The organism is Brevundimonas sp. GW822-FHT03E11 (genome assembly GCF_058801445.1).
In genome coordinates this window covers 96,400-114,296 of record NZ_JBXANG010000005.1, presented here as the reverse complement: position 1 = coordinate 114,296, position 17,897 = coordinate 96,400, and the positions used below count along the sequence as shown (strand labels likewise).

The window sequence follows — 17,897 nt, the reverse complement described above, 5'->3', positions numbered from 1 at the left end:
CGCCATGAAGACCTCTTTGTCCCTCGCCGCCGTCGCCCTCGCACTGGCGGCCTGCAACTCACCGGCGGACAAACCGGCCCCTGCTGCTGACGCCACGGCCGCCGTGACCGCCGCCGACGCCTGGTGCCGCCCTTCGCCCAACGGAGCCAAGGCCGGGGGCTGCTACGTCACCCTGACCGCCGCGACCGACGACCGGCTGACCGGCGGCTCCACCCCGCGCGCGGCCGAGCTTCAGGTCCATGAGATGAAGACCGAGAACGGCATGATGAAGATGGCCCAACTGACCGAGGGCCTGCCGTTGGCGGCCGGTCAGGCGGTCGAGCTGGCGCCCGGCGCCAATCATCTGATGCTGATCGGCCTGACCGCCCCCCTGGTCGCAGGCGAGACCGTGCCCATCACCCTGACGTTCGCCTCGGCGCCCGAGGTGACGGTTCAGGCGGCGGTGCGCCAACCGACCATGGCGGGGATGGATCACGCCGCCCACTGAGGCCTTTTGAAGCGCGAGCCTGACAAACCGGTTCGAACCGGCTAAAGGCTCGCGCCTCACGAGGAATCCCATGGCCCTGAAAGTCGCGATCGTCGGCCTGCCCAATGTCGGCAAGTCCACCCTGTTCAACGCCCTGACCAAGACGGCGGCGGCCCAGGCGGCCAACTATCCGTTCTGCACCATCGAGCCGAACACCGGCGACGTGGCCGTGCCAGAGCCGCGCCTGAACGCCCTGGCCGAGATCGCAGGCTCCAAGGAGATCATTCCCGCCCGCATCACCTTCGTGGACGTCGCGGGCCTGGTGCGCGGCGCCTCCAAGGGCGAAGGCCTGGGCAACCAGTTCCTGGCCAATATCCGCGACTGCGACGCCGTGGCCTTCGTCGCCCGCTGCTTCGTCGACGACGACATCACCCACGTCGAAAACCGCATCGATCCGATCGCCGATCTGGACATCATCGAGACCGAGCTGATGCTGGCCGATATGGAAAGCCTGGAGCGCCGCCGGCCCCAGCTGGAGAAGCGGGCCAAGACCGGCGACAAGGATTCGGCGCTTACGCTGAAACTGGTCGATTTGGCCCTGGCCCAGCTGAACGCCGGCAAGCCCGCCCGCACCGCCGAGGTATCCAAGGAGGATATGAAGGCCTGGCACATGCTGCAGCTGCTGACCGCCCTGCCCGCCCTCTATGTCGCCAATGTCGAAGAGGGTTCGGCCGACCAGGGCAATGAGCTGTCGGCCAAGGTCGCCGCCCGCGCCGCCCAGGACAACGCCAACTCGGTCGTCATCTCGGCCCAGATCGAATCCGAGATCGCCGTGCTGGACGACGCCGAGCAGAAAGAGTTCCTGGAGACCCTGGGTCTGGAGGAACCCGGCCTGAACCGGCTGATCCGCGAGGCCTACAAGCTGCTGGGCCTGCAGACCTATTTCACGGTCGGTCCCAAAGAGGCCCGCGCCTGGACCATCAATGTCGGCGACACCGCGCCCCAGGCGGCCGGGGTCATCCACACCGACTTCGAAAAAGGCTTCATCCGCGCCGAGACCATCGCCTTCGAAGACTTCGTCGCCCTGCGCGGCGAGGCCAAGGCGCGCGAAGCCGGCAAGCTGCGCGCGGAAGGCAAGTCTTACGTCGTCAAGGACGGCGACGTGATGAACTTCCTGTTCAACTGAGGCGTCAGATCAGGGGGACTGCCGCGCTGCGGCCTGGTCCTGGTCCTTGTCGGGCTTCAGCATCTTCTCCAGCGGATTGGCGGGGTCGGGCGCCCGTGGCGAGCCGGGGCAGCGCAGCAGCTTCACCGTGGTCATGTCCCGGTCAATATAGGTCAGGTTCATGACGTCGCCGGCCGCCGCCATGTGGACGCGCTCGGTCGCGACCTGCCCCTCCGCCGTGCAGTTCAACGTCGCCACATAGCCGTGGGGCGTCTCGTCGATATGGGCGATGTCGCAACGGTTCTCATACCCCTCGAACCGCTGAGGGGTGATGGTCAGGGGCCGTCGGTCGCCCTGCGGGCGGGCGCACCAGGCGAGGTCGCCGGCCCAGACCCCGACGAAGCTGCGCGGCCCCCGCGACGCCAGGGACGAGGGGCCGGGCGGTTCAACCGCCTGCATGGCTTCGGCGGTCCTGAGCGGCGCGGCGGGCTGGTCGGGAGGATTGACGTCATTCTCGCCGCAAGCGCCCAGCAGGGAACCCAGGGCGAGCAGCGGAAACAAGGCGAGTCTCATGACACCGCAACGTCGAGACCCAACGCCGGTTCAAACCCGCGCGACAAATGCGGTTGATTCTGATAATCGTTCGCATTAATGAAGCCGCCTTCATCAGCCGGGGCTATTATGCGCAATCACCTTCTCCTCTGCACCGTCGCCGTCACCGCGGCCGCCACCGCCCTTTCCACCGCCTCCGCGCGGGCCGAAACGCCCGTGGTCGCAGCGACCCAGGTTGATCCGATCGTCGTGATCGGCACGCGGTCGGAGCGGCAGGCGTCGCGGACGCCCGGCACGATCAGCGTCATCACTGACGCCGAGATCGAAGCCATGCTGGCGACCGACATCAAGGATCTGATCCGGTATGAGCCAGGGGTCAGCGTGCCCACCTCCCCCGCCCGCTTCAGCCTGGCCCTGTCCGGCGCGGGCCGCGACGGCGATTCGGGCTTCACCATCCGGGGCATGGGCGGCGACCGGGTGCTGATCATCAATGACGGTGTGCGTCTGCCTGCGGGTTTCAGCTTCGGGGCCCAGGCGGTGGGGCGCGGCGGCTATAATGACCTGGACCTGACCAAGTCGGTGGAGATCCTGCGCGGCCCGGCGTCGGCCCTTTACGGCTCGGACGGCGTGGCGGGTGCGGTGGCGTTCAAGACCAAGGACCCGGTCGATTTCCTGAACGCGGGTCAGGCCTTCGGCGCGCGGGCGCGAGTCGGCTACGGCTCGGCCGACGAGGGCTGGACCGAGGGACTGGCCTTCGCCGGCCGATCGGGCGCCTTGTCAGGGCTGATCGCCTACACCCGCCGCGACCATCAGGAGACGGAGAACAAGGGCCGGATGGGCGGGGTCGGCGCCGCCCGCACCGAGCCCAACCCCCAGGACTTCGCCTCCAACGCCTATCTGGGCAAGCTGGTGTGGCAGGCCGCGCCGAACCATGTGCTGCGTTTGACCTACGACCATCTGGATTCCGACATGACCGGCGACGCCCTGAGCAGCCGGTCCGCGACCGTCCTGTCCGTCACCGCCCATGACGAGACCCGGCGCGACCGCATAAGCGGTGATTGGCGCTTCAATGATTTCGCCGGCCTGAGCGACGGCTCGATCAGCCTGTACTGGCAGGACGCCGAGACGCGGCAGTACACCTTTGAGGATCGCACGCCGGCCGTGGACCGGGCGCGGGACGTCACCTTCGACAACAGGGTCTATGGCCTGGCCGCCCAAGGGGCGCGGGTCTTCGGCGAGACGAGCGCGGTCGGGCACCGCGTCACCTTCGGCGGCGACTGGTCCAAGACGACCCAGGAGGGTCTGCGCGACGGGATCACGCCGCCGGTCGGCGAGACCTTCCCTGTCCGCGCCTTCCCGACGACCGATTTCCAGCTGGCCGGCCTGTTCGTCCAGGACGAGATCGAGACCCTGGGCGGCGCCCTCAGCATCATCCCCGCCGTCCGCTACGACTGGTACGAGCTGTCGCCCAAGGTGGACGCCGAGTTCCCCGCCGCGGCCTCAGGACAGAGCGACGACCATATCTCGCCCAAGCTGGGCGTCGTCTATTGGACCGGCGCGCATCTGGGCGTCTTCGCCAGCTACGGCCTGGGCTTCCGTGCGCCGTCGCCGATGCAGGTGAACAACTATTTCGAGAACCCGGTCTTCGGCTATCGTTCGATACCCAATCCGAACCTGTCGCCGGAAACCAGCGAAAGCTTCGAGGCCGGCTTCCGACTGCGCGACATCGGCGTGGCCGGGGGCGTGATGCGTCTGAACACCACCGCCTTCGCCACCCACTATGACGACTTCATCGACCAGATCCCCGTCAGCGGAACGGGCGTGCCGGGCGTGGATCCGCTGGTCTATCAATATGTGAACCTGACCGAGGTCGATATCCGCGGCCTGGAGGCCCGCGCCGATCTCTATTGGGACAACGGCTTCAGCCTGATCGGCTCGGCCGCCTATGCCGAGGGCGAACAGACGAACGGCGGCCGGCGGGCCGAACTGGGCAGCGTCGATCCGGTCAAGGTGGTGGCGGGGCTCCAGTACGCCGCGCCGTCCGGCGTCTGGGGCGGATCGGCGACCGTCACCTGGTCGGGCAAGAAGGATCAGGCCGCCTATGGCCTGTCCTGCGGCGCGGCCTGCTATCTGGGCGACAGCTTCACCCTGCTAGACCTGACCGCCTATTGGAACGTGACCGAACGCGCCACCCTGCGCGCGGGCGCCTTCAACGTCTTTGACGAGACCTACGGCTGGTGGAGCGACGTGCGGGGCCTGTCCGCCGCATCGACCGTCAAGGACGCCTACACCCAGCCTGGCCGCAACTTCGGCCTTTCCCTAACCTTGCGCCTGTAACCGCCATGACCGCACGTACTTCAAGGACACGCCCCATGCGCGCCATTCTGATCGCCGCCGCCCTGTTAGCCGTCGCCCCCGCCTCCCAGGCGCTGGCGACCGCCGCTCAGCCGCCCGTCGCCGCGGCGACCGACGCCTTCGAGCGGGACCGCCAAGCCATTCTGGCCCAGGCGGGCCAATACCGCGTCCATTTCGACATGCGCGAGAACGTCAGCTTCCGCGCCGACTATGATCCGCTGGAGGAGAAGCTGTCCGGCGGCAGCGAGATCGTGCGTGTCGTCTACGACAAGGGCGACCGGATCAGCCTGCAGCACATCCTGGTGATGGAGCACGACGGCCAGACCATGGTGATCAAACACTGGCGCCAGGACTGGACCTATCAGCCGCAGACGGTCCTGACCTACGCCGGCCCGAACCGGTGGGTGCTGGCCCCCGTCCCGGAAGCCCAGCGCCAGGGCGCTTGGTCTCAGACCGTGTGGCAGACTGACGATTCACCTCGTTACGGCGGAGTCGGCCGCTGGACCTATGACAATGGGCTGACGGCCTGGACGTCCGACCCGACCTGGCGACCGCTGGCGCGGCGGGACGCGGTGCGGCATCCGATCTACGACCGCTATCTGGGGACCAATCGGCACATCCTGACACCCGCCGGCTGGGTGCATATTCAAGACAACATGAAGATGGCCGGCCAGCCGGACGGTGCGCCGATCGCCGTGGTCCAGGAAGATGTGATCAACACCTACGACCGGAACGACAGCTATTCCCCCAAGCCGGGGGACGACTATTGGGCCAAGACCCAAGGCTTCTGGGCCGCCGTGCGCGACGCCTGGGATGCAGCCATCGTCGCCGGAAACGGAGTCCATCTGCAGCAGGAGGCCGAGACCGGCGCGGTCACTGGAGCGCCGCTGATGGATCTGGCCCAGTCGCTGGCCGACGGCGAAGTCGCTGAGGCCGAGGCCGTCGCCCGGGCTCGCGCGTTGATTGCCCAGGCCACATCAAGCCAGCCCGCCGCCGCCCGTTGAGGTCCGGATCGCCCGCCGCCGACGGCCTCAGCGCCGTTCGGCGGCCGAGGCGTCGCGGATGGCGTTGAACTCGGCTGTCGGCTTCCAGGCCGGCCAGGTGGTGCTGTCGGCCACCGTCAGACCCAGCCGGTACAATAGATCCAGGTTCTGAAGTGCGGCGGTGAAGTCGTAGTCCGCCCGCCATTCGTCCGTCAGCTTGTGATAGTAGCGAGCCATCTGGGCCTCGTAATAGGGTTTGCCCGCTTCGATTCCGCCCTCCACGAAATCACGGCCGCTCCACGGCATCAGAGCCGGCACCCCGCCTGCGGCGAAGTTGAAGTGGTCGGAACGGTAGTAGAAGCCCTCTTCCGGATAACCGTCGCCAGTGACGGTGCGCCCCTGGACGGCGGCGAACCGTCCCAGAATATCCTCCAGCTCCGACTTGCCGACGCCGAAGACCGCCACGTCGCGCGTCGCCGGGGTGAAGGGCAGCATGTCGATATTGATGTCGGCCGCCGTCTTGGCCAGCGGATAGACCGGGTCGGCGGCATAGGCTTCAGAGCCCAGCAGCCCCTGTTCCTCGGCCGTGACGTGCAGGAAGACCACGGTCCGCTCCGGCGCCGGGCCGTTCTTGAAGGCGCGGGCCATTTCGATCAGGCCGGCCGTGCCGGAGGCGTTGTCCCAGGCGCCGTTGAAGACGTCGTCCCCCGCCTCGTTCTTCTCCCGCGCCTTGCCGACGTGGTCCCAGTGGGCGGAGTAGAAGACATATTCATCGGGCCGGGTCGTGCCGGTGATCTTGGCCAGCAGATTGTTGGAGTGGATGACCTCGGTCTTTTCGGCGATGTCCACGCTGAGCCGGGCGCCCAGATCGACGCCGCCGCCCAGGCCAGCCGTCTTGGCACGCGCCAAGGCCTGGGCCAGGACGTCGCCGCCGATGGCCGCTCCGGTCGCCATATTGATCGAACCGGTGAAACGGGCGTCGCGCGCGCCCTTGACCGTCATCACCGGCCGGTTCGCGCCGCCGACGGCGCGGCGCCAACGGCCCTCGACGTCCTGTAGGCTGATGACGCCGACGGCCCCGCGCTTCAGCGCCTCCTGGGTCTTGTGTTCGCCCGAGCCGTAGAAGTTGGGGTCGGCGCCCATGGACTCTGGTTGACCGCGCAGAATGACCACGACCTTCCCGGTGAGGTCTGTCGAGCCATAGTCGTCCCAGCCCCGCTCGGGCGCCACAATGCCGTAGCCGGCGAAGACCAGGGGGGCGTCGGAGACCTTGACCACCGGATCGGCCGGGCCGGCCCGCAGGGTGATGTCCGCGCCCGACGTCAGATCATGGCTGACGCCGTCGGCTCCGGTCCAGGTCGCGACGGGGGGGCGTTCGGGCGTGAACCGCACCAGATCGACCGGCTGGAGCCAGGAGCCGTCGCGCCCGCCCGGCTCCAGACCCATGGCCTCATACTGGGCCTGCAGATACTCCAGCGTCAGCCGCTCGCCGACCAGGCCGGGGAACCGTCCCTCCAGCCGATCGTCGGCCAGATATTTGATGTGGTCGGACAAGCGCTGGGCGCTGAATTGGGGCGTGGCGGCCGAGGCCACGGCGAAGGCGTCGGTCGCGACGGAGGGCGTCGCGACGGGAGTGGTGGCGCAGGCGGCCAGAACGAGGGCCGCGGCGGCCATAAGGGAGGAACGGCGCAGGATCATGAAGGGTCTCAAATAAGAATAAGCGGGAGGCGTGCGCGGGAGATCAGCGGCGTTCGGCGGCGGTGACGGCGCGGACGGGACCGAATTCGGAGCCCGACTTCCACTCGGGCCAGTCGCGACTGTTCGCCAGGGCGCGGCCGACGTCATAGAAGACCGTCAGATCTTCGATCATGCCGCTGTAGTCCCAGTCCGGCGACCATTCATCGGCGGCCTGGTGATAGCGTTTGGCGCCGTATTCGCTGCGCGCCGCCTGGCGTTCGGCGACCGGCTCGTCGCGGAAGTCGCCCCGGCTGCCGGCATAGGCCATCGGCACGCCGCGCTTGGCCAGGGGGAAGTGGTCGGACCGGTAGTAGGTGCCGGCGGCGTTCTCGTAATCCGGCATCAGGGTGCGGCCCTGGGGCTGGATCGCGGCGGCCAAGCGCTCGTCGAAGTCGGACTGGCCGTAGCCGGTCACGCCCAGGCCGGTGACACGGCCATAGACGTTCATCGAATCCATGTTGAAGCCGCCCACCGTCCTGGCCAGGGGATAGACGGGATTGGAAGCGTAGTATTCAGCGCCCAGAAGGCCGCTCTCCTCGGCGGTGAAGCTGATCATCACGATCGACCGTTCGGTGCGGGGGGCGCGGCCGTACATCCGCGCCAGCTCCAACAGGCCCGCCGTGCCCGAGGCGTTGTCCACGGCGCCGTTGAAGATGCGGTCGCCCGTCTCGTCCGGCTCGCCCATGCCGATGTGGTCCCAGTGGGCGGTGTAGAGGACCGTCTCGTCCGGATGGGTGGTTCCCGGCAGGCGGGCGATGACGTTATGGGTGGTGACCTGACTGGTCGCCACATCGAACTCGGTCGAGAAGCCGGCGCCGGTCAGGGGCACGGGCTGGAAGTCGCGGCGGCGAGCCTGGGCCTTCAGCGTCTCGAAATCCAGACCGGCGCGGCGGAACAGATCGACGGCGACGTCGCGCTGAATCCAGCCCTCGACCGGAACCCGCTCGGCCGCCGCATTCTGGCGCAGGATGTCGAACTGGGGCACGCCCCAGGAGTTGGCGACCGTCTGCCAGCCATAGGACGCCGGCGCCGTCTCATGGACGATCAGCACCCCGGCCGCGCCCTGACGCGCCGCCTCCTCGTATTTATAGGTCCAGCGGCCGTAGTAGGTCATGGCCTTGCCGCCGAAGGTGTTCAGGGCCGGTTCTTCGAAATCGGCGTCATTGACCAGGACGACCAGCACCTTCCCCCGAAGATCCTGGCCCTTGAAGTCGTCCCAGTTCCGCTCGGGCGCGGTGATCCCATAGCCGACGAAAACCAGGGGGGCGTCCTTCAGGCTGACGTGCTCGGCTGGGCGGCGGGTGGAGAGAGCGACCTCGCGCCCCTGGGTCATCGGCAGGGTCCAGTCGCCCAGCTTCAGCGCCGCCTGGACGTTGGACTGGGTGAAGCGGTTCAGGATCACGTCCTGGGTCCATTGACCGTTCGGACCGCCCGGCTGGAAGCCGGCGGCGGCGTATTGGCGACTCAGATAGTCGATCACCTTCTGCTCGGCCGGGGTGGCGATGCCGCGCCCCTCGAAACTGTCATCGGACAGGACACGGATGTCCTCGGCGATACGTGCGGCGTCGAAGGCCGCGACCGGCCCTGAGCCCTCGAGAGCCGCCGGCGCAGCGCAGGCGGAGAGCGCGGCGCCGGCCATCAGCACGGCGACGAAGGAAGAAGGGATACGCATGAACAGAGGGCCCCACAGCCGCAGAAGAAGGCCGAACCCTAGGCGGGGAAAGCCATCATGTCGATTCCGTGTCAGCGGCCAGGATGTCGCAAAACAATGCCCGCCGAAGCGGGCTTCGGCGGGCTGAGTTTCGGCTTTCGTTCGGGCGCGCCTAGTGGGCCACGCCCTTCCAGATGCGGCGATAGCTGGCGTAGGTCAGGCCCGCAAAGATCAGCAGGAAGATGATCACGCCGAAACCGGCCTGTTTGCGCTCGACCATCTTCGGCTCGGACGTCCAGGCGATGAAGGCCGCGACGTCCTTGGCGTACTGATCCACCGTCTGGGGCGAGCCGTCGTCATAGGTGACTTGGCCGTTCTGGAGCGGCGGCGGCATGGCGATGAAGCCGCCCTCGGGCACATGGTCCGGGTCGCCGGTCCAGAAGGGGGTCAGATCGCCCTGCATATAGGGGTTATAGTGCTGACCGGGACGGATCTGCAGGCCCGCGGGCGGGGTGCGATAGCCCGACAGCAGGGAGTAGATGTAGTCGGCGCCGCCGTGACGCGCCTTGGCCATGACCGACAGGTCCGGCGGCGCCGCCCCCCCGTTGCCGGCCGCAGCAGCGGTGGCGTTGGGATAGGGGGCGCGGAACTTGTCGGCTGGGGTGGCGTCGCGCTGGATCGGCTCGCCCGTCTCGCTATCGATGTCGGGAACCTGGATCTCCTTGGCCAGGGCCTTCACCACCGGATTGTCGTTCGGATTCGGATATTTCGGATTCCAGAACGGCCCGTGGCGATCGCCCAGGTTCCGGTAGTGCATCAGGTTCATGCTGTGACAGGCGGCGCAGACCTCGTGATAGACCTTGTAGCCGCGCTGCAGCTGGCCCTGGTCATAGACGCCGAAGGGGCCGTCGAAGCTGAAGCCGCCGGAACGGGGGTGGGCCGCCCCGCCCTCCGCCAGGGCGGGCGCCGCCGTCATCAGGCCGAGGGCGGCGACCGCCGAAGCGACCAGTCTGGACATCGACACGCTCATTTTTCCAAAGCTCATGACGCTCAGCCCTTCTTCTCGGGCGAGGCGGGCGCGGCGGCCGGGACGGCGTCGCCCCCCGTCAGGACCGGTTCCGAGATCGTCGCGGGGATCGGCAGCGGCGTCTCCTTCAGCCCCACGAAGGGCAGGATCACCAGGAAGAAGACGAAATAGTAGAGGGTGAACAGCCGCGTCAGCCACAGGTAGGAGTTCACCTCTCCGTCGAACAGGACGAAGCTGGCCATGCCCGGAATGACCGGGGCGTCCGGCAGCTGACCGCCGCACCAGCCCAGGCCGACGCCGACCACCAGGAAGATGAAGAAGAAGGTCCGCATGGTCGGGCGATAGCGCATCGACCGCACCTTGGACGTGTCCAGCCAGGGCAGGACGAACAGGACGCCGATGGCGCTGAACATGGCGACCACCCCGCCGAACTTGTCCGGCACCGCGCGCAGGATGGCGTAGAAGGGCAGCATGTACCATTCGGGCACGATGTGGGCGGGCGTCTGCAGCGGGTTGGCCGGGATGTAGTTGTCGGCGTGGCCCAAGGCGTTCGGCTGATAGAAGACGAAGACGGCGAACAGGATCAGGAACAGGATGATCGCAAAGCCGTCCTTGACCGTGAAATAGGGGTGGAAGGGCAGAGTGTCCTTCTTGGCACGATCCTTCGGAATGAGGATGCCCACCGGATTGTTCTGACCGGCCGAATGCAGGGCCCAAAGGTGCAGGACCACGCAGCCCAGGATGGCGAAGGGCAGCAGATAGTGCAGGGAGAAGAAGCGGTTCAGCGTCGCATTGTCGATCGCCGGGCCGCCGCGCAGCCAGATCAGGATCGGTTCCCCGACCAGGGGCACGGCGCCGATCAGATTGGTGATGACCTCTGCGCCCCAGAAGGACATCTGACCCCAGGGCAGGACATAGCCCAGGAAGGCGGTGGCGATCATCAGGAAGAAGATCACGCAGCCGATGATCCAGATCATCTCGCGCGGCGCCTTGTAGGAGCCGTAGTACAGCCCCCGCAGCATGTGCAGATAGACGGCGATGAAGAACATCGAGGCGCCGTTGGCGTGGACATAGCGGATCAGCCAGCCGCCGTTGACGTCACGCATGATCCGCTCGACCGAGGCGAAGGCCAGGTCGACGTTCGGCGTATAGTGCATGGCCAGAACGATGCCGGTGACGATCTGCGTCATCAGGCACAGGGCCAGGATGCCGCCGAAGGTCCACCAGTAGTTCAGGTTCCTGGGCGTCGGCAGCGACATATAGTCGGCGCCGAAGCGGATGATGGGCAGCCGGGTGTCCAGCCATTTTTCGACGCCCGTCTTCGGGACGTAGGTGGATTCGTGTTCGCTCATTTCCTCCCCCTTCGCCCTCAACCGATCTTAACGCGGGTGTCGGACGTGTATTCGTAGTCGGGCACGACCAGGTTCAGGGGCGCCGGACCCTTTCTGATCCGACCGGACGCATCGTAGTGCGAGCCGTGGCACGGGCAGAACCAGCCGCCGTAATCGCCGGCGCCGAAGGTCGGGACGCAGCCCAGGTGGGTGCAGGAGCCGACCACGACCAGATATTTCTCATGCCCGGACTTGGTGCGTTCCGCATCCGTCTGGGGCGGGCTGCCGACGGCGCCCTCGGTAATGACCTTCTGCAGCTCGGCCGGGGTGCGATAGCGCACGAAGACCGGCTTGCCCTGCCATTTGATCACGACCTGCTGGCCCTCCTGAACCTTGGTCAGGTCGAACTCGATCGAGGCCAGGGCCAGGGTGTCGGCCGCAGGGTTCATCTGATTGATCAGAGGCCAGGCGATCATCGCCCCGGCGCCCACCGCAGCGGCGCCCGCCGCGATATGGATGAAGTCGCGGCGATTCGGATCGCCCTCGCCTTCCGGAATCACACCCGTTTCGGCCACGTTTCACCTCTCGAAGACCGCCGGGACCGCCTGTGTTGGCGCTCCTCTGCTACGGCACGAACCCTAAAAGCGCTGCCCTGTGGTCCCCTCGGCCTGTATTTGCGGCGTTCGCCGCAAGCTGCTGACGTTTCTTGCGAAACGCTCGCAAACAGACCGCGACAAACCCCCAGGTCGCGTATACCTAGGGCTTAGAATGCGTCTCGCCCTTTTTCAACCGGACATTCCTCAGAACGTCGGCGCCTGTATCCGGCTGTCGGCCTGTTTCGGCGTCGCCCTGCACGTCATTGAGCCCACAGGCTTCCGTTTTGACGACCGCGCCATGAAGCGGGCGGCCCTGGATTACGGCCCCCTATCGCACATGACCCGCCATGCGGATTGGGACGCGTTCCAGCGCGAGCGACCCGCCGGACGGCTGGTGCTCTTCACCACCAAGGGGGCGACGCCCCTGCCCGACTTCGTCTTCGAACCCACCGACACGCTTCTGTTCGGCAAGGAGACCGCCGGCGCCCCGGACTATGTGCACGCCGCCGCAGACGCGCGCGTGGTGATTCCGCTCAGACCCGAGGCCCGGTCGCTGAATCTGTCGGTCACGGCGGGCATCGCCCTTTGGGAGGGCCTCAGGCAGACGGGCGGGCTAGGCTGACCGTCCGATCTATCCCGACCGCCGCCAGGAAGTCCGCATCGTGGCTGACGACAACGAGGGCGCCGTCATAGGCGCTCAACGCCGCCTCCACCGCCGCCACCGAATCGAGGTCCAGGTGGTTGGTCGGCTCATCCAGCACCAGAAGCTGCGGCGGGCGCGTTCCCGTCATGACGCAGGCCAGGGCGGCCCGCAGCCGTTCACCGCCGGACAGGTCGCCGACCCGCCGATGCGCGGCCGTGTTGCGAAACAGGAAGCGAGCCAGGGCCGCCTGGGCTTCTTGGACCGAACCGTCCGGATTCAGCCGCATCCAAGCCTCGACCAAGGTTTCCTGGGGGCGCAGCAGGGCGGCCTCCTGATCCAGCAAGGCTGCGGGAACGGGTCGCTGCACTTGACCCGAAGTCGGTGCAAGATCGCCGGTGATGAGCCGCAGCAGGGTCGTCTTGCCCGCGCCGTTCGAGCCGGTGACGGCGACCCGCTCCGGGCCGGTCAAGGTCAGATCCACAGGACCGACGATCCGCCGCCCGTCCTGTGTCGTCCAGACCGCCCCGCTCAAGCTGGCCACCGTCCGTCCCGCCGCAAGGCCTGTGGCGCGCATGGGGATGGTTAGGGTTCGCACCCGCTCCACCCCTTGGCGCGCGGCGGCCAAGGCGGTTTCCGCCTCCGCCGCCTGGCGCACAGCGAGGAGCCGGTCGCCGCCGCCGCTGTTTTCGGCCCGCTCGGCCCGGGCGTCGATCAGAATCCTGGGCATGTCGCCCTTGGCCGCCCTGCGGCGTCCGGCCGCGTCCCGCCGCGCCTTCATCTCCGTGCGACGCTGGGCGACCGCCGCCACGCGTGCCAGCGTCCGTTCAGCCTCGACCAGATCGCGTTCGGCCGTTTCGCGCTCAATCGCCTTGCGCGCGGCGTAGAGGTCGTAGTTCCCGCCGTGGGCGGCGACCCCCAGGCCGGACACCTCGACGATGCGATCCATGCGACGCAGCAGATCCCGGTCATGGCTGACCACCACCGCCCCGCCCTTCCAGCGGCCCAGGACGTCGGCCACACGCCCCCGCGCCTGGACATCCAGATGATTGGTCGGTTCGTCCAGCAGGATCAGGTCGGGCGCCGCCAGGATCAATCCCGCAAGCCGTAGCCGGGTCTGTTCCCCGCCGCTGAGGCTGCGTGTCGGCCGGTCCATCGGCAGGCCCGCCAACCCGACTTCGGCGAGGGCTGAATCGATCCGGGGTTCCAGGGTCCAATCGGCGTCGGCCAGGTCCTCGGCGTCGCCCGCGCCAGCCAGCAGCCGGTCGATCGCCGCCAGGGCCGGCGCGACGCCCAGGGTTTGCGCCGCTGTCTCGACGGGAGACGGATCGGACCGTTGATCCAGAACGCCGACAGAGCCGAGGCACGTGACCGTTCCCTCATTGGGGGACAGGTCGCCGGCGATCAGACGCAGCAGCGTGCTCTTGCCCGCGCCGTTGCGACCGACGACGCCGGTGCGCTCAGGCCCGAACGTCAGGCTCAGATTGTCGAAAAGCGTAACGCCGTCAGGCGTTCTAGCGGCGACCTTGTCGAGGGTCGCGAGCGCGCACGGGAACGCGCTTGGGCTTGGGCTGGTTGGCATGGAGGATCACGAGCAGCATGGCGGACAGGGCGGAACCGGTTGCCAGTGCGATGATCATGATCTTCGAGCCTCCTGCTCAAAACTCCTCAGAGACAGGAGGATGGGTCGTATTTATGCAATCCGCAAGTCCGGGGAGCCCCTGATATGAACACGCCCGCGTGAAGAGGGGGTGGCTCCGGGGTGGACCGATGGTCCGATGGCGCCCCGCCCACCAAGCCGCTAGGACGTCGGAATGGAGAGCCGCTTCCGCATAGAAGACCCTGCCGGAGCCGCCGCGCGCCGCGACGCGGCTGTTCAGCGGCTGCGCGACGAAACCGGCATCGACGAGGCGATGATCGACGCCCTGGTCGAGGGCTTCTACGCCCGCGTCCGCGACGACCGGCTGATCGGGCCGATCTTCGCGGATCGGATCGCCGACTGGGGCCCGCATCTGGCGCAGATGAAGCTGTTCTGGTCGTCGGTCGCCCTTTCGTCTGGCGTCTACCAGGGTCGGCCTATGCCGAAACATCTGCCCCTGCCGATCGACGCGCGCCACTTCGACCGCTGGCTTGAGTTGTTCGCCGAGACCGCCCGCGACCTGTGCCCGCCCGTCGCCGCGGCCCATTTCATCGAACGCGCCCGCCGCATCGCCGAGAGCCTGGAGCTCGGCGTCGCGACCGCAAACGGAGTGATGCTGGCCAAGGGGGAGCGTTTCTTGCGCCCGACACAGGCCTGGACGCCGGAGTAGGTCAACCGGGCTGGACGCGCCCAGTGCGCAATGTTCCCACATTGTTCTTGCTTAAACCGGGCAAATCATCCCCATATAGCGATGTCGCGCCGGAGCCCTCCGGCTCCTCTCCGCGTTTCCCGGACCGCATGACCGAAAAGCACAACTTCATCCGCGTTCGCGGCGCCCGCGAGCATAATCTCAAGGGCGTGGACCTGGATATTCCGCGCGAACAGCTGGTGGTGATGACCGGCCTGTCGGGTTCGGGCAAGTCGTCCCTTGCGTTCGACACCATCTACGCCGAGGGCCAGCGGCGCTATGTCGAGAGCCTGTCGGCCTATGCGCGCCAGTTTCTGGAACTGATGGGCAAGCCGGACGTGGACCTGATCGAGGGTCTGTCGCCGGCCATTTCGATCGAACAGAAGACGACGTCCAAAAACCCTCGCTCGACCGTCGGCACGGTGACTGAGATCCACGACTATATGCGCCTGCTGTGGGCGCGGGTCGGCGTGCCCTATTCGCCGGCCACCGGCCTGCCGATCGAGAGCCAGACCATCAGCCAGATGGTCGATAAGCTGACGGCCCTGCCCGACGGCGAACGCATCCTGCTGCTGGCCCCGGTCGTTCGCGGCCGCAAGGGCGAGTACAGGAAGGAAATCGCCGAATGGCAGCGTCAGGGCTTCCAGAGGCTGAAGATCGACGGGCAATTCTATCCGATCGACGAAGCCCCGACCCTGGACAAGAAGTTCAAGCACGACATCGACATCGTCGTGGACCGGATCGTGACCAAGCCGGATCAGGAAGGTCGCTACGCCGACAGCCTGCAGACGGCGCTGAGCCTCGCCGACGGTATCGCCACGGCGGAATGGGCCAGCGTCGCCGAGGGCGAGACAGCGCCGCGCACCCTCGTCTTCTCCGAACGATTCGCCTGCCCGGTGTCCGGCTTCACCATCTCGGAGATCGAGCCGCGGCTGTTCTCGTTCAACAATCCCTTCGGCGCCTGTCCGGTGTGCGACGGCCTAGGGGTCAAGCTCGCCTTCGACGCCGACCTGGTGATCCCCGATCGCGACAAGAGCCTGCACAAGGGGGCGGTAGCGCCGTGGGCGCGCGGCCCCTCCCCTCTCTATACCCAGACGCTGCAGTCGCTGAGCCGCCACTACGGCTTCTCGATGGATGTGGCGTGGCGCGAACTGCCGGCCCAGGCGCACAAGGCGATCCTGCACGGCACCGGCGCCGAGAAGATCAAGTTCGTCTATGACGACAACGCCCGCAAATACGAGGTCTCCAAGCCGTTCGAGGGCGTCCTGCCGAACCTGGAGCGGCGCTGGCGCGAGACCGACAGCGCCTGGGTACGCGAGGAACTGGCCCGCTACCAGTCCGAGACGCCGTGCGAGGCCTGCGGCGGCAAGCGGCTGAAGCCCGAGGCCCTGGCCGTCAAGGTCGGCGGCGAGGACATCGCCGATATCTCCATGCTGTCGATCTCCAAGGCCTACCTCTGGTTCTCGACCCTGGAAGAGAGCCTGACAGAGAAGCAGATGGAGATCGCCCGGCGCATCCTGAAGGAGATCTGCGACCGGCTGCGGTTCCTGAACAACGTCGGTCTGGACTATCTGAACCTGTCCCGCTCGTCCGGCACCTTGTCGGGCGGAGAGAGCCAGCGCATTCGTCTGGCCTCGCAGATCGGTTCGGGCCTGACCGGCGTCCTCTATGTGCTGGACGAGCCCTCCATCGGCCTGCACCAGCGCGACAACACCCGCCTGCTGGAAAGCCTGAAAGGGCTGCGCGACCTGGGCAATTCGGTCCTTGTGGTCGAGCACGACGAGGAAGCCATCCTGACCGCCGACTATGTCATAGACATGGGGCCCGCTGCGGGGGTGCATGGCGGCACGGTCTGCGCCGAGGGTACGCCGCAACAGGTCATGGCCAACCCGAACTCCCTGACCGGCAAATATCTGACCGGCGAGCGGGAGATCGAAATCCCCGCCGACGGCCGCCGCCCCATCGACCGCAAGCGGATGCTGAAGATCAGCGGCGCCAGCGGCAACAATCTGAAGAGCGTCACCGGCGAAATCCCCGTCGGCGTCTTCACCTGCATCACCGGCGTGTCCGGCGGCGGCAAGTCCACCTTCACCATCGAGACCCTGTATAAGGCCGCCGCGCGTCGCCTGAACAATGCGTCGGACGCCCCCGCCCCCTTCGACCGCATCGAGGGGCTGGAGCATTTCGACAAGGTCATCGACATCGACCAGTCGCCGATCGGCCGCACCCCGCGCTCCAACCCCGCCACCTACACCGGCGCCTTCGGCCCCATCCGCGACTGGTACGCCGGCCTGCCGGAATCCAAGGCGCGCGGCTACGGCCCCGGCCGGTTCAGCTTCAACGTCAAGGGCGGCCGCTGCGAGGCCTGCCAGGGCGACGGCGTCATCAAGATCGAGATGCACTTCCTGCCCGACGTCTACGTCACCTGCGACGTCTGCAAGGGCAAGCGCTACAACCGCGAAACGCTGGAGATCGTCTTCAAGGGCAAGTCGATCTCGGACGTCCTGGACATGACGGTCGAGGAGGCCGCCCAGTTCTTCAAGGCGGTGCCGCCGATCCGCGACAAGATGCTGACGCTGGAGCGGGTGGGCCTCGGCTACGTCAAGGTCGGCCAGCCCGCGACCACCCTGTCCGGCGGCGAGGCCCAGCGGGTCAAGCTGTCCAAGGAACTGTCGAAACGCGCGACCGGCCGGACCCTCTACATCCTCGACGAGCCGACCACCGGCCTGCATTTCGAAGATACGCGCAAACTTCTGGAAGTGCTTCAGGAACTGGTCGAGGCTGGCAACACCATCGTGGTGATCGAGCACAATCTCGACGTCATCAAGGTGGCGGACTATCTGCTCGACTTCGGGCCGGAAGGCGGCGACGGCGGCGGCGAGATCGTCGCGGTCGGCACACCGGAACAGGTGGCGGAGAACAAGGCCAGCTGGACCGGAAAATACCTCAAGGAGGTGCTGGATCGTCACGAGACCCGGCGCAAGGCGCGGGTCGCGGCCCTGGGTCAGGCGGCGACGCCCCCGCCGGCGAAGCGGAAGCGGGTCAAGGCCTCGGCCTGAGGTTTTAC

General features: G+C 67.2%; 14 protein-coding genes. 7 read left to right on the top strand and 7 right to left on the bottom strand.

Translation table 11 applies throughout. From position 1 onward, the window contains the following. Positions 1 to 4 precede the first annotated feature (4 nt). Positions 5 to 487, top strand: coding sequence for a copper chaperone PCu(A)C (locus AC1RKE_RS10320; protein ID WP_305726848.1), 483 nt, complete (start codon positions 5 to 7; stop codon positions 485 to 487). 70 nt (positions 488 to 557) lie between these two features. Next, positions 558 to 1,652 carry a redox-regulated ATPase YchF gene (gene ychF / locus AC1RKE_RS10315; protein WP_152949891.1) on the top strand — a complete coding sequence of 365 codons (1,095 nt, stop codon included), beginning with the start codon at positions 558 to 560 and terminating at the stop codon, positions 1,650 to 1,652. Positions 1,653 to 1,661: 9 nt separating this feature from the next. On the opposite strand, the gene AC1RKE_RS10310 is transcribed toward ychF, so the two are convergent. Then, the gene (locus tag AC1RKE_RS10310; protein ID WP_183215936.1) at positions 1,662 to 2,204 is read right to left on the bottom strand and encodes a hypothetical protein; all 543 of its coding nucleotides are present in this window, start codon (positions 2,202 to 2,204) and stop codon (positions 1,662 to 1,664) included. A 108-nt stretch (positions 2,205 to 2,312) separates the two neighbouring features. Here AC1RKE_RS10310 and AC1RKE_RS10305 point away from each other — a divergent pair, with 108 nt between their 5' ends. Beyond that, positions 2,313 to 4,520 (top strand): TonB-dependent hemoglobin/transferrin/lactoferrin family receptor, encoded by a 2,208-nt coding sequence (locus tag AC1RKE_RS10305; RefSeq protein ID WP_492896978.1) that lies wholly within the window; start codon positions 2,313 to 2,315, stop codon positions 4,518 to 4,520. Positions 4,521 to 4,555: 35 nt separating this feature from the next. After that, on the top strand, positions 4,556 to 5,542 hold the full coding sequence (locus AC1RKE_RS10300; protein WP_348684039.1) for a DUF6607 family protein: 987 nt from the start codon (positions 4,556 to 4,558) through the stop codon (positions 5,540 to 5,542). Between the two features lie 27 nt (positions 5,543 to 5,569). Here AC1RKE_RS10300 and AC1RKE_RS10295 read toward each other — a convergent pair whose 3' ends face one another. The 5 genes from AC1RKE_RS10295 to petA form a co-directional block, all read right to left on the bottom strand. Further along, on the bottom strand, positions 5,570 to 7,219 hold the full coding sequence (locus AC1RKE_RS10295) for a M28 family peptidase (RefSeq protein WP_348684040.1): 1,650 nt from the start codon (positions 7,217 to 7,219) through the stop codon (positions 5,570 to 5,572). Between the two features lie 43 nt (positions 7,220 to 7,262). Beyond that, on the bottom strand, positions 7,263 to 8,930 hold the full coding sequence (locus AC1RKE_RS10290; protein WP_348684042.1) for a M28 family metallopeptidase: 1,668 nt from the start codon (positions 8,928 to 8,930) through the stop codon (positions 7,263 to 7,265). 151 nt (positions 8,931 to 9,081) lie between these two features. Continuing rightward, entirely contained in the window at positions 9,082 to 9,927 is an 846-nt protein-coding gene (locus tag AC1RKE_RS10285; protein WP_054766902.1) for a cytochrome c1, read from the bottom strand. 32 nt (positions 9,928 to 9,959) lie between these two features. Beyond that, positions 9,960 to 11,288 carry a cytochrome b gene (locus tag AC1RKE_RS10280; RefSeq protein ID WP_054765384.1) on the bottom strand — a complete coding sequence of 443 codons (1,329 nt, stop codon included), beginning with the start codon at positions 11,286 to 11,288 and terminating at the stop codon, positions 9,960 to 9,962. Positions 11,289 to 11,305: 17 nt separating this feature from the next. Further along, on the bottom strand, positions 11,306 to 11,842 hold the full coding sequence (petA, locus tag AC1RKE_RS10275; protein ID WP_054765383.1) for a ubiquinol-cytochrome c reductase iron-sulfur subunit: 537 nt from the start codon (positions 11,840 to 11,842) through the stop codon (positions 11,306 to 11,308). A 193-nt stretch (positions 11,843 to 12,035) separates the two neighbouring features. On the opposite strand from petA, the gene AC1RKE_RS10270 reads away from it, so the two are divergent. Beyond that, complete coding sequence (locus AC1RKE_RS10270) at positions 12,036 to 12,485, top strand: tRNA (cytidine(34)-2'-O)-methyltransferase (protein WP_054765382.1); 450 nt, start codon at positions 12,036 to 12,038, stop codon at positions 12,483 to 12,485. Here the strand turns inward: AC1RKE_RS10270 and AC1RKE_RS10265 are convergent. Further along, the gene (locus AC1RKE_RS10265; protein WP_483458092.1) at positions 12,460 to 14,085 is read right to left on the bottom strand and encodes an ABC-F family ATP-binding cassette domain-containing protein; all 1,626 of its coding nucleotides are present in this window, start codon (positions 14,083 to 14,085) and stop codon (positions 12,460 to 12,462) included. The two genes, AC1RKE_RS10270 and AC1RKE_RS10265, sit on opposite strands and share 26 nt — an antisense overlap. A 232-nt stretch (positions 14,086 to 14,317) precedes the next feature. On the opposite strand from AC1RKE_RS10265, the gene AC1RKE_RS10260 reads away from it, so the two are divergent. Both AC1RKE_RS10260 and uvrA read left to right on the top strand, forming a co-directional pair. Next, on the top strand, positions 14,318 to 14,812 hold the full coding sequence (locus tag AC1RKE_RS10260; protein ID WP_054765380.1) for a group III truncated hemoglobin: 495 nt from the start codon (positions 14,318 to 14,320) through the stop codon (positions 14,810 to 14,812). Positions 14,813 to 14,940: 128 nt separating this feature from the next. Beyond that, a complete protein-coding gene (gene uvrA / locus AC1RKE_RS10255) occupies positions 14,941 to 17,889 on the top strand; it encodes an excinuclease ABC subunit UvrA (RefSeq protein ID WP_348684474.1) in 2,949 nt (982 codons plus the stop codon). Positions 17,890 to 17,897 lie beyond the last annotated feature (8 nt).

What these genes read in the sequence shown, in the direction of transcription:
- AC1RKE_RS10300 (WP_348684039.1), top strand. Translation starts at nt 4,556, where the DNA reads ATGCGCGCCATTCTGATCGCCGCCGCCCTGTTAGCCGTCGCCCCCGCC.
- AC1RKE_RS10285 (WP_054766902.1), bottom strand. Translation starts at nt 9,927, where the DNA reads ATGTCCAGACTGGTCGCTTCGGCGGTCGCCGCCCTCGGCCTGATGACG.
- AC1RKE_RS10260 (WP_054765380.1), top strand. Translation starts at nt 14,318, where the DNA reads ATGGAGAGCCGCTTCCGCATAGAAGACCCTGCCGGAGCCGCCGCGCGC.
- AC1RKE_RS10295 (WP_348684040.1), bottom strand. Translation starts at nt 7,219, where the DNA reads ATGATCCTGCGCCGTTCCTCCCTTATGGCCGCCGCGGCCCTCGTTCTG.
- ychF (WP_152949891.1), top strand. Translation starts at nt 558, where the DNA reads ATGGCCCTGAAAGTCGCGATCGTCGGCCTGCCCAATGTCGGCAAGTCC.
- AC1RKE_RS10280 (WP_054765384.1), bottom strand. Translation starts at nt 11,288, where the DNA reads ATGAGCGAACACGAATCCACCTACGTCCCGAAGACGGGCGTCGAAAAA.
- AC1RKE_RS10290 (WP_348684042.1), bottom strand. Translation starts at nt 8,930, where the DNA reads ATGCGTATCCCTTCTTCCTTCGTCGCCGTGCTGATGGCCGGCGCCGCG.
- uvrA (WP_348684474.1), top strand. Translation starts at nt 14,941, where the DNA reads ATGACCGAAAAGCACAACTTCATCCGCGTTCGCGGCGCCCGCGAGCAT.
- AC1RKE_RS10305 (WP_492896978.1), top strand. Translation starts at nt 2,313, where the DNA reads ATGCGCAATCACCTTCTCCTCTGCACCGTCGCCGTCACCGCGGCCGCC.
- AC1RKE_RS10265 (WP_483458092.1), bottom strand. Translation starts at nt 14,085, where the DNA reads ATGCCAACCAGCCCAAGCCCAAGCGCGTTCCCGTGCGCGCTCGCGACC.
- AC1RKE_RS10320 (WP_305726848.1), top strand. Translation starts at nt 5, where the DNA reads ATGAAGACCTCTTTGTCCCTCGCCGCCGTCGCCCTCGCACTGGCGGCC.
- AC1RKE_RS10310 (WP_183215936.1), bottom strand. Translation starts at nt 2,204, where the DNA reads ATGAGACTCGCCTTGTTTCCGCTGCTCGCCCTGGGTTCCCTGCTGGGC.
- AC1RKE_RS10270 (WP_054765382.1), top strand. Translation starts at nt 12,036, where the DNA reads ATGCGTCTCGCCCTTTTTCAACCGGACATTCCTCAGAACGTCGGCGCC.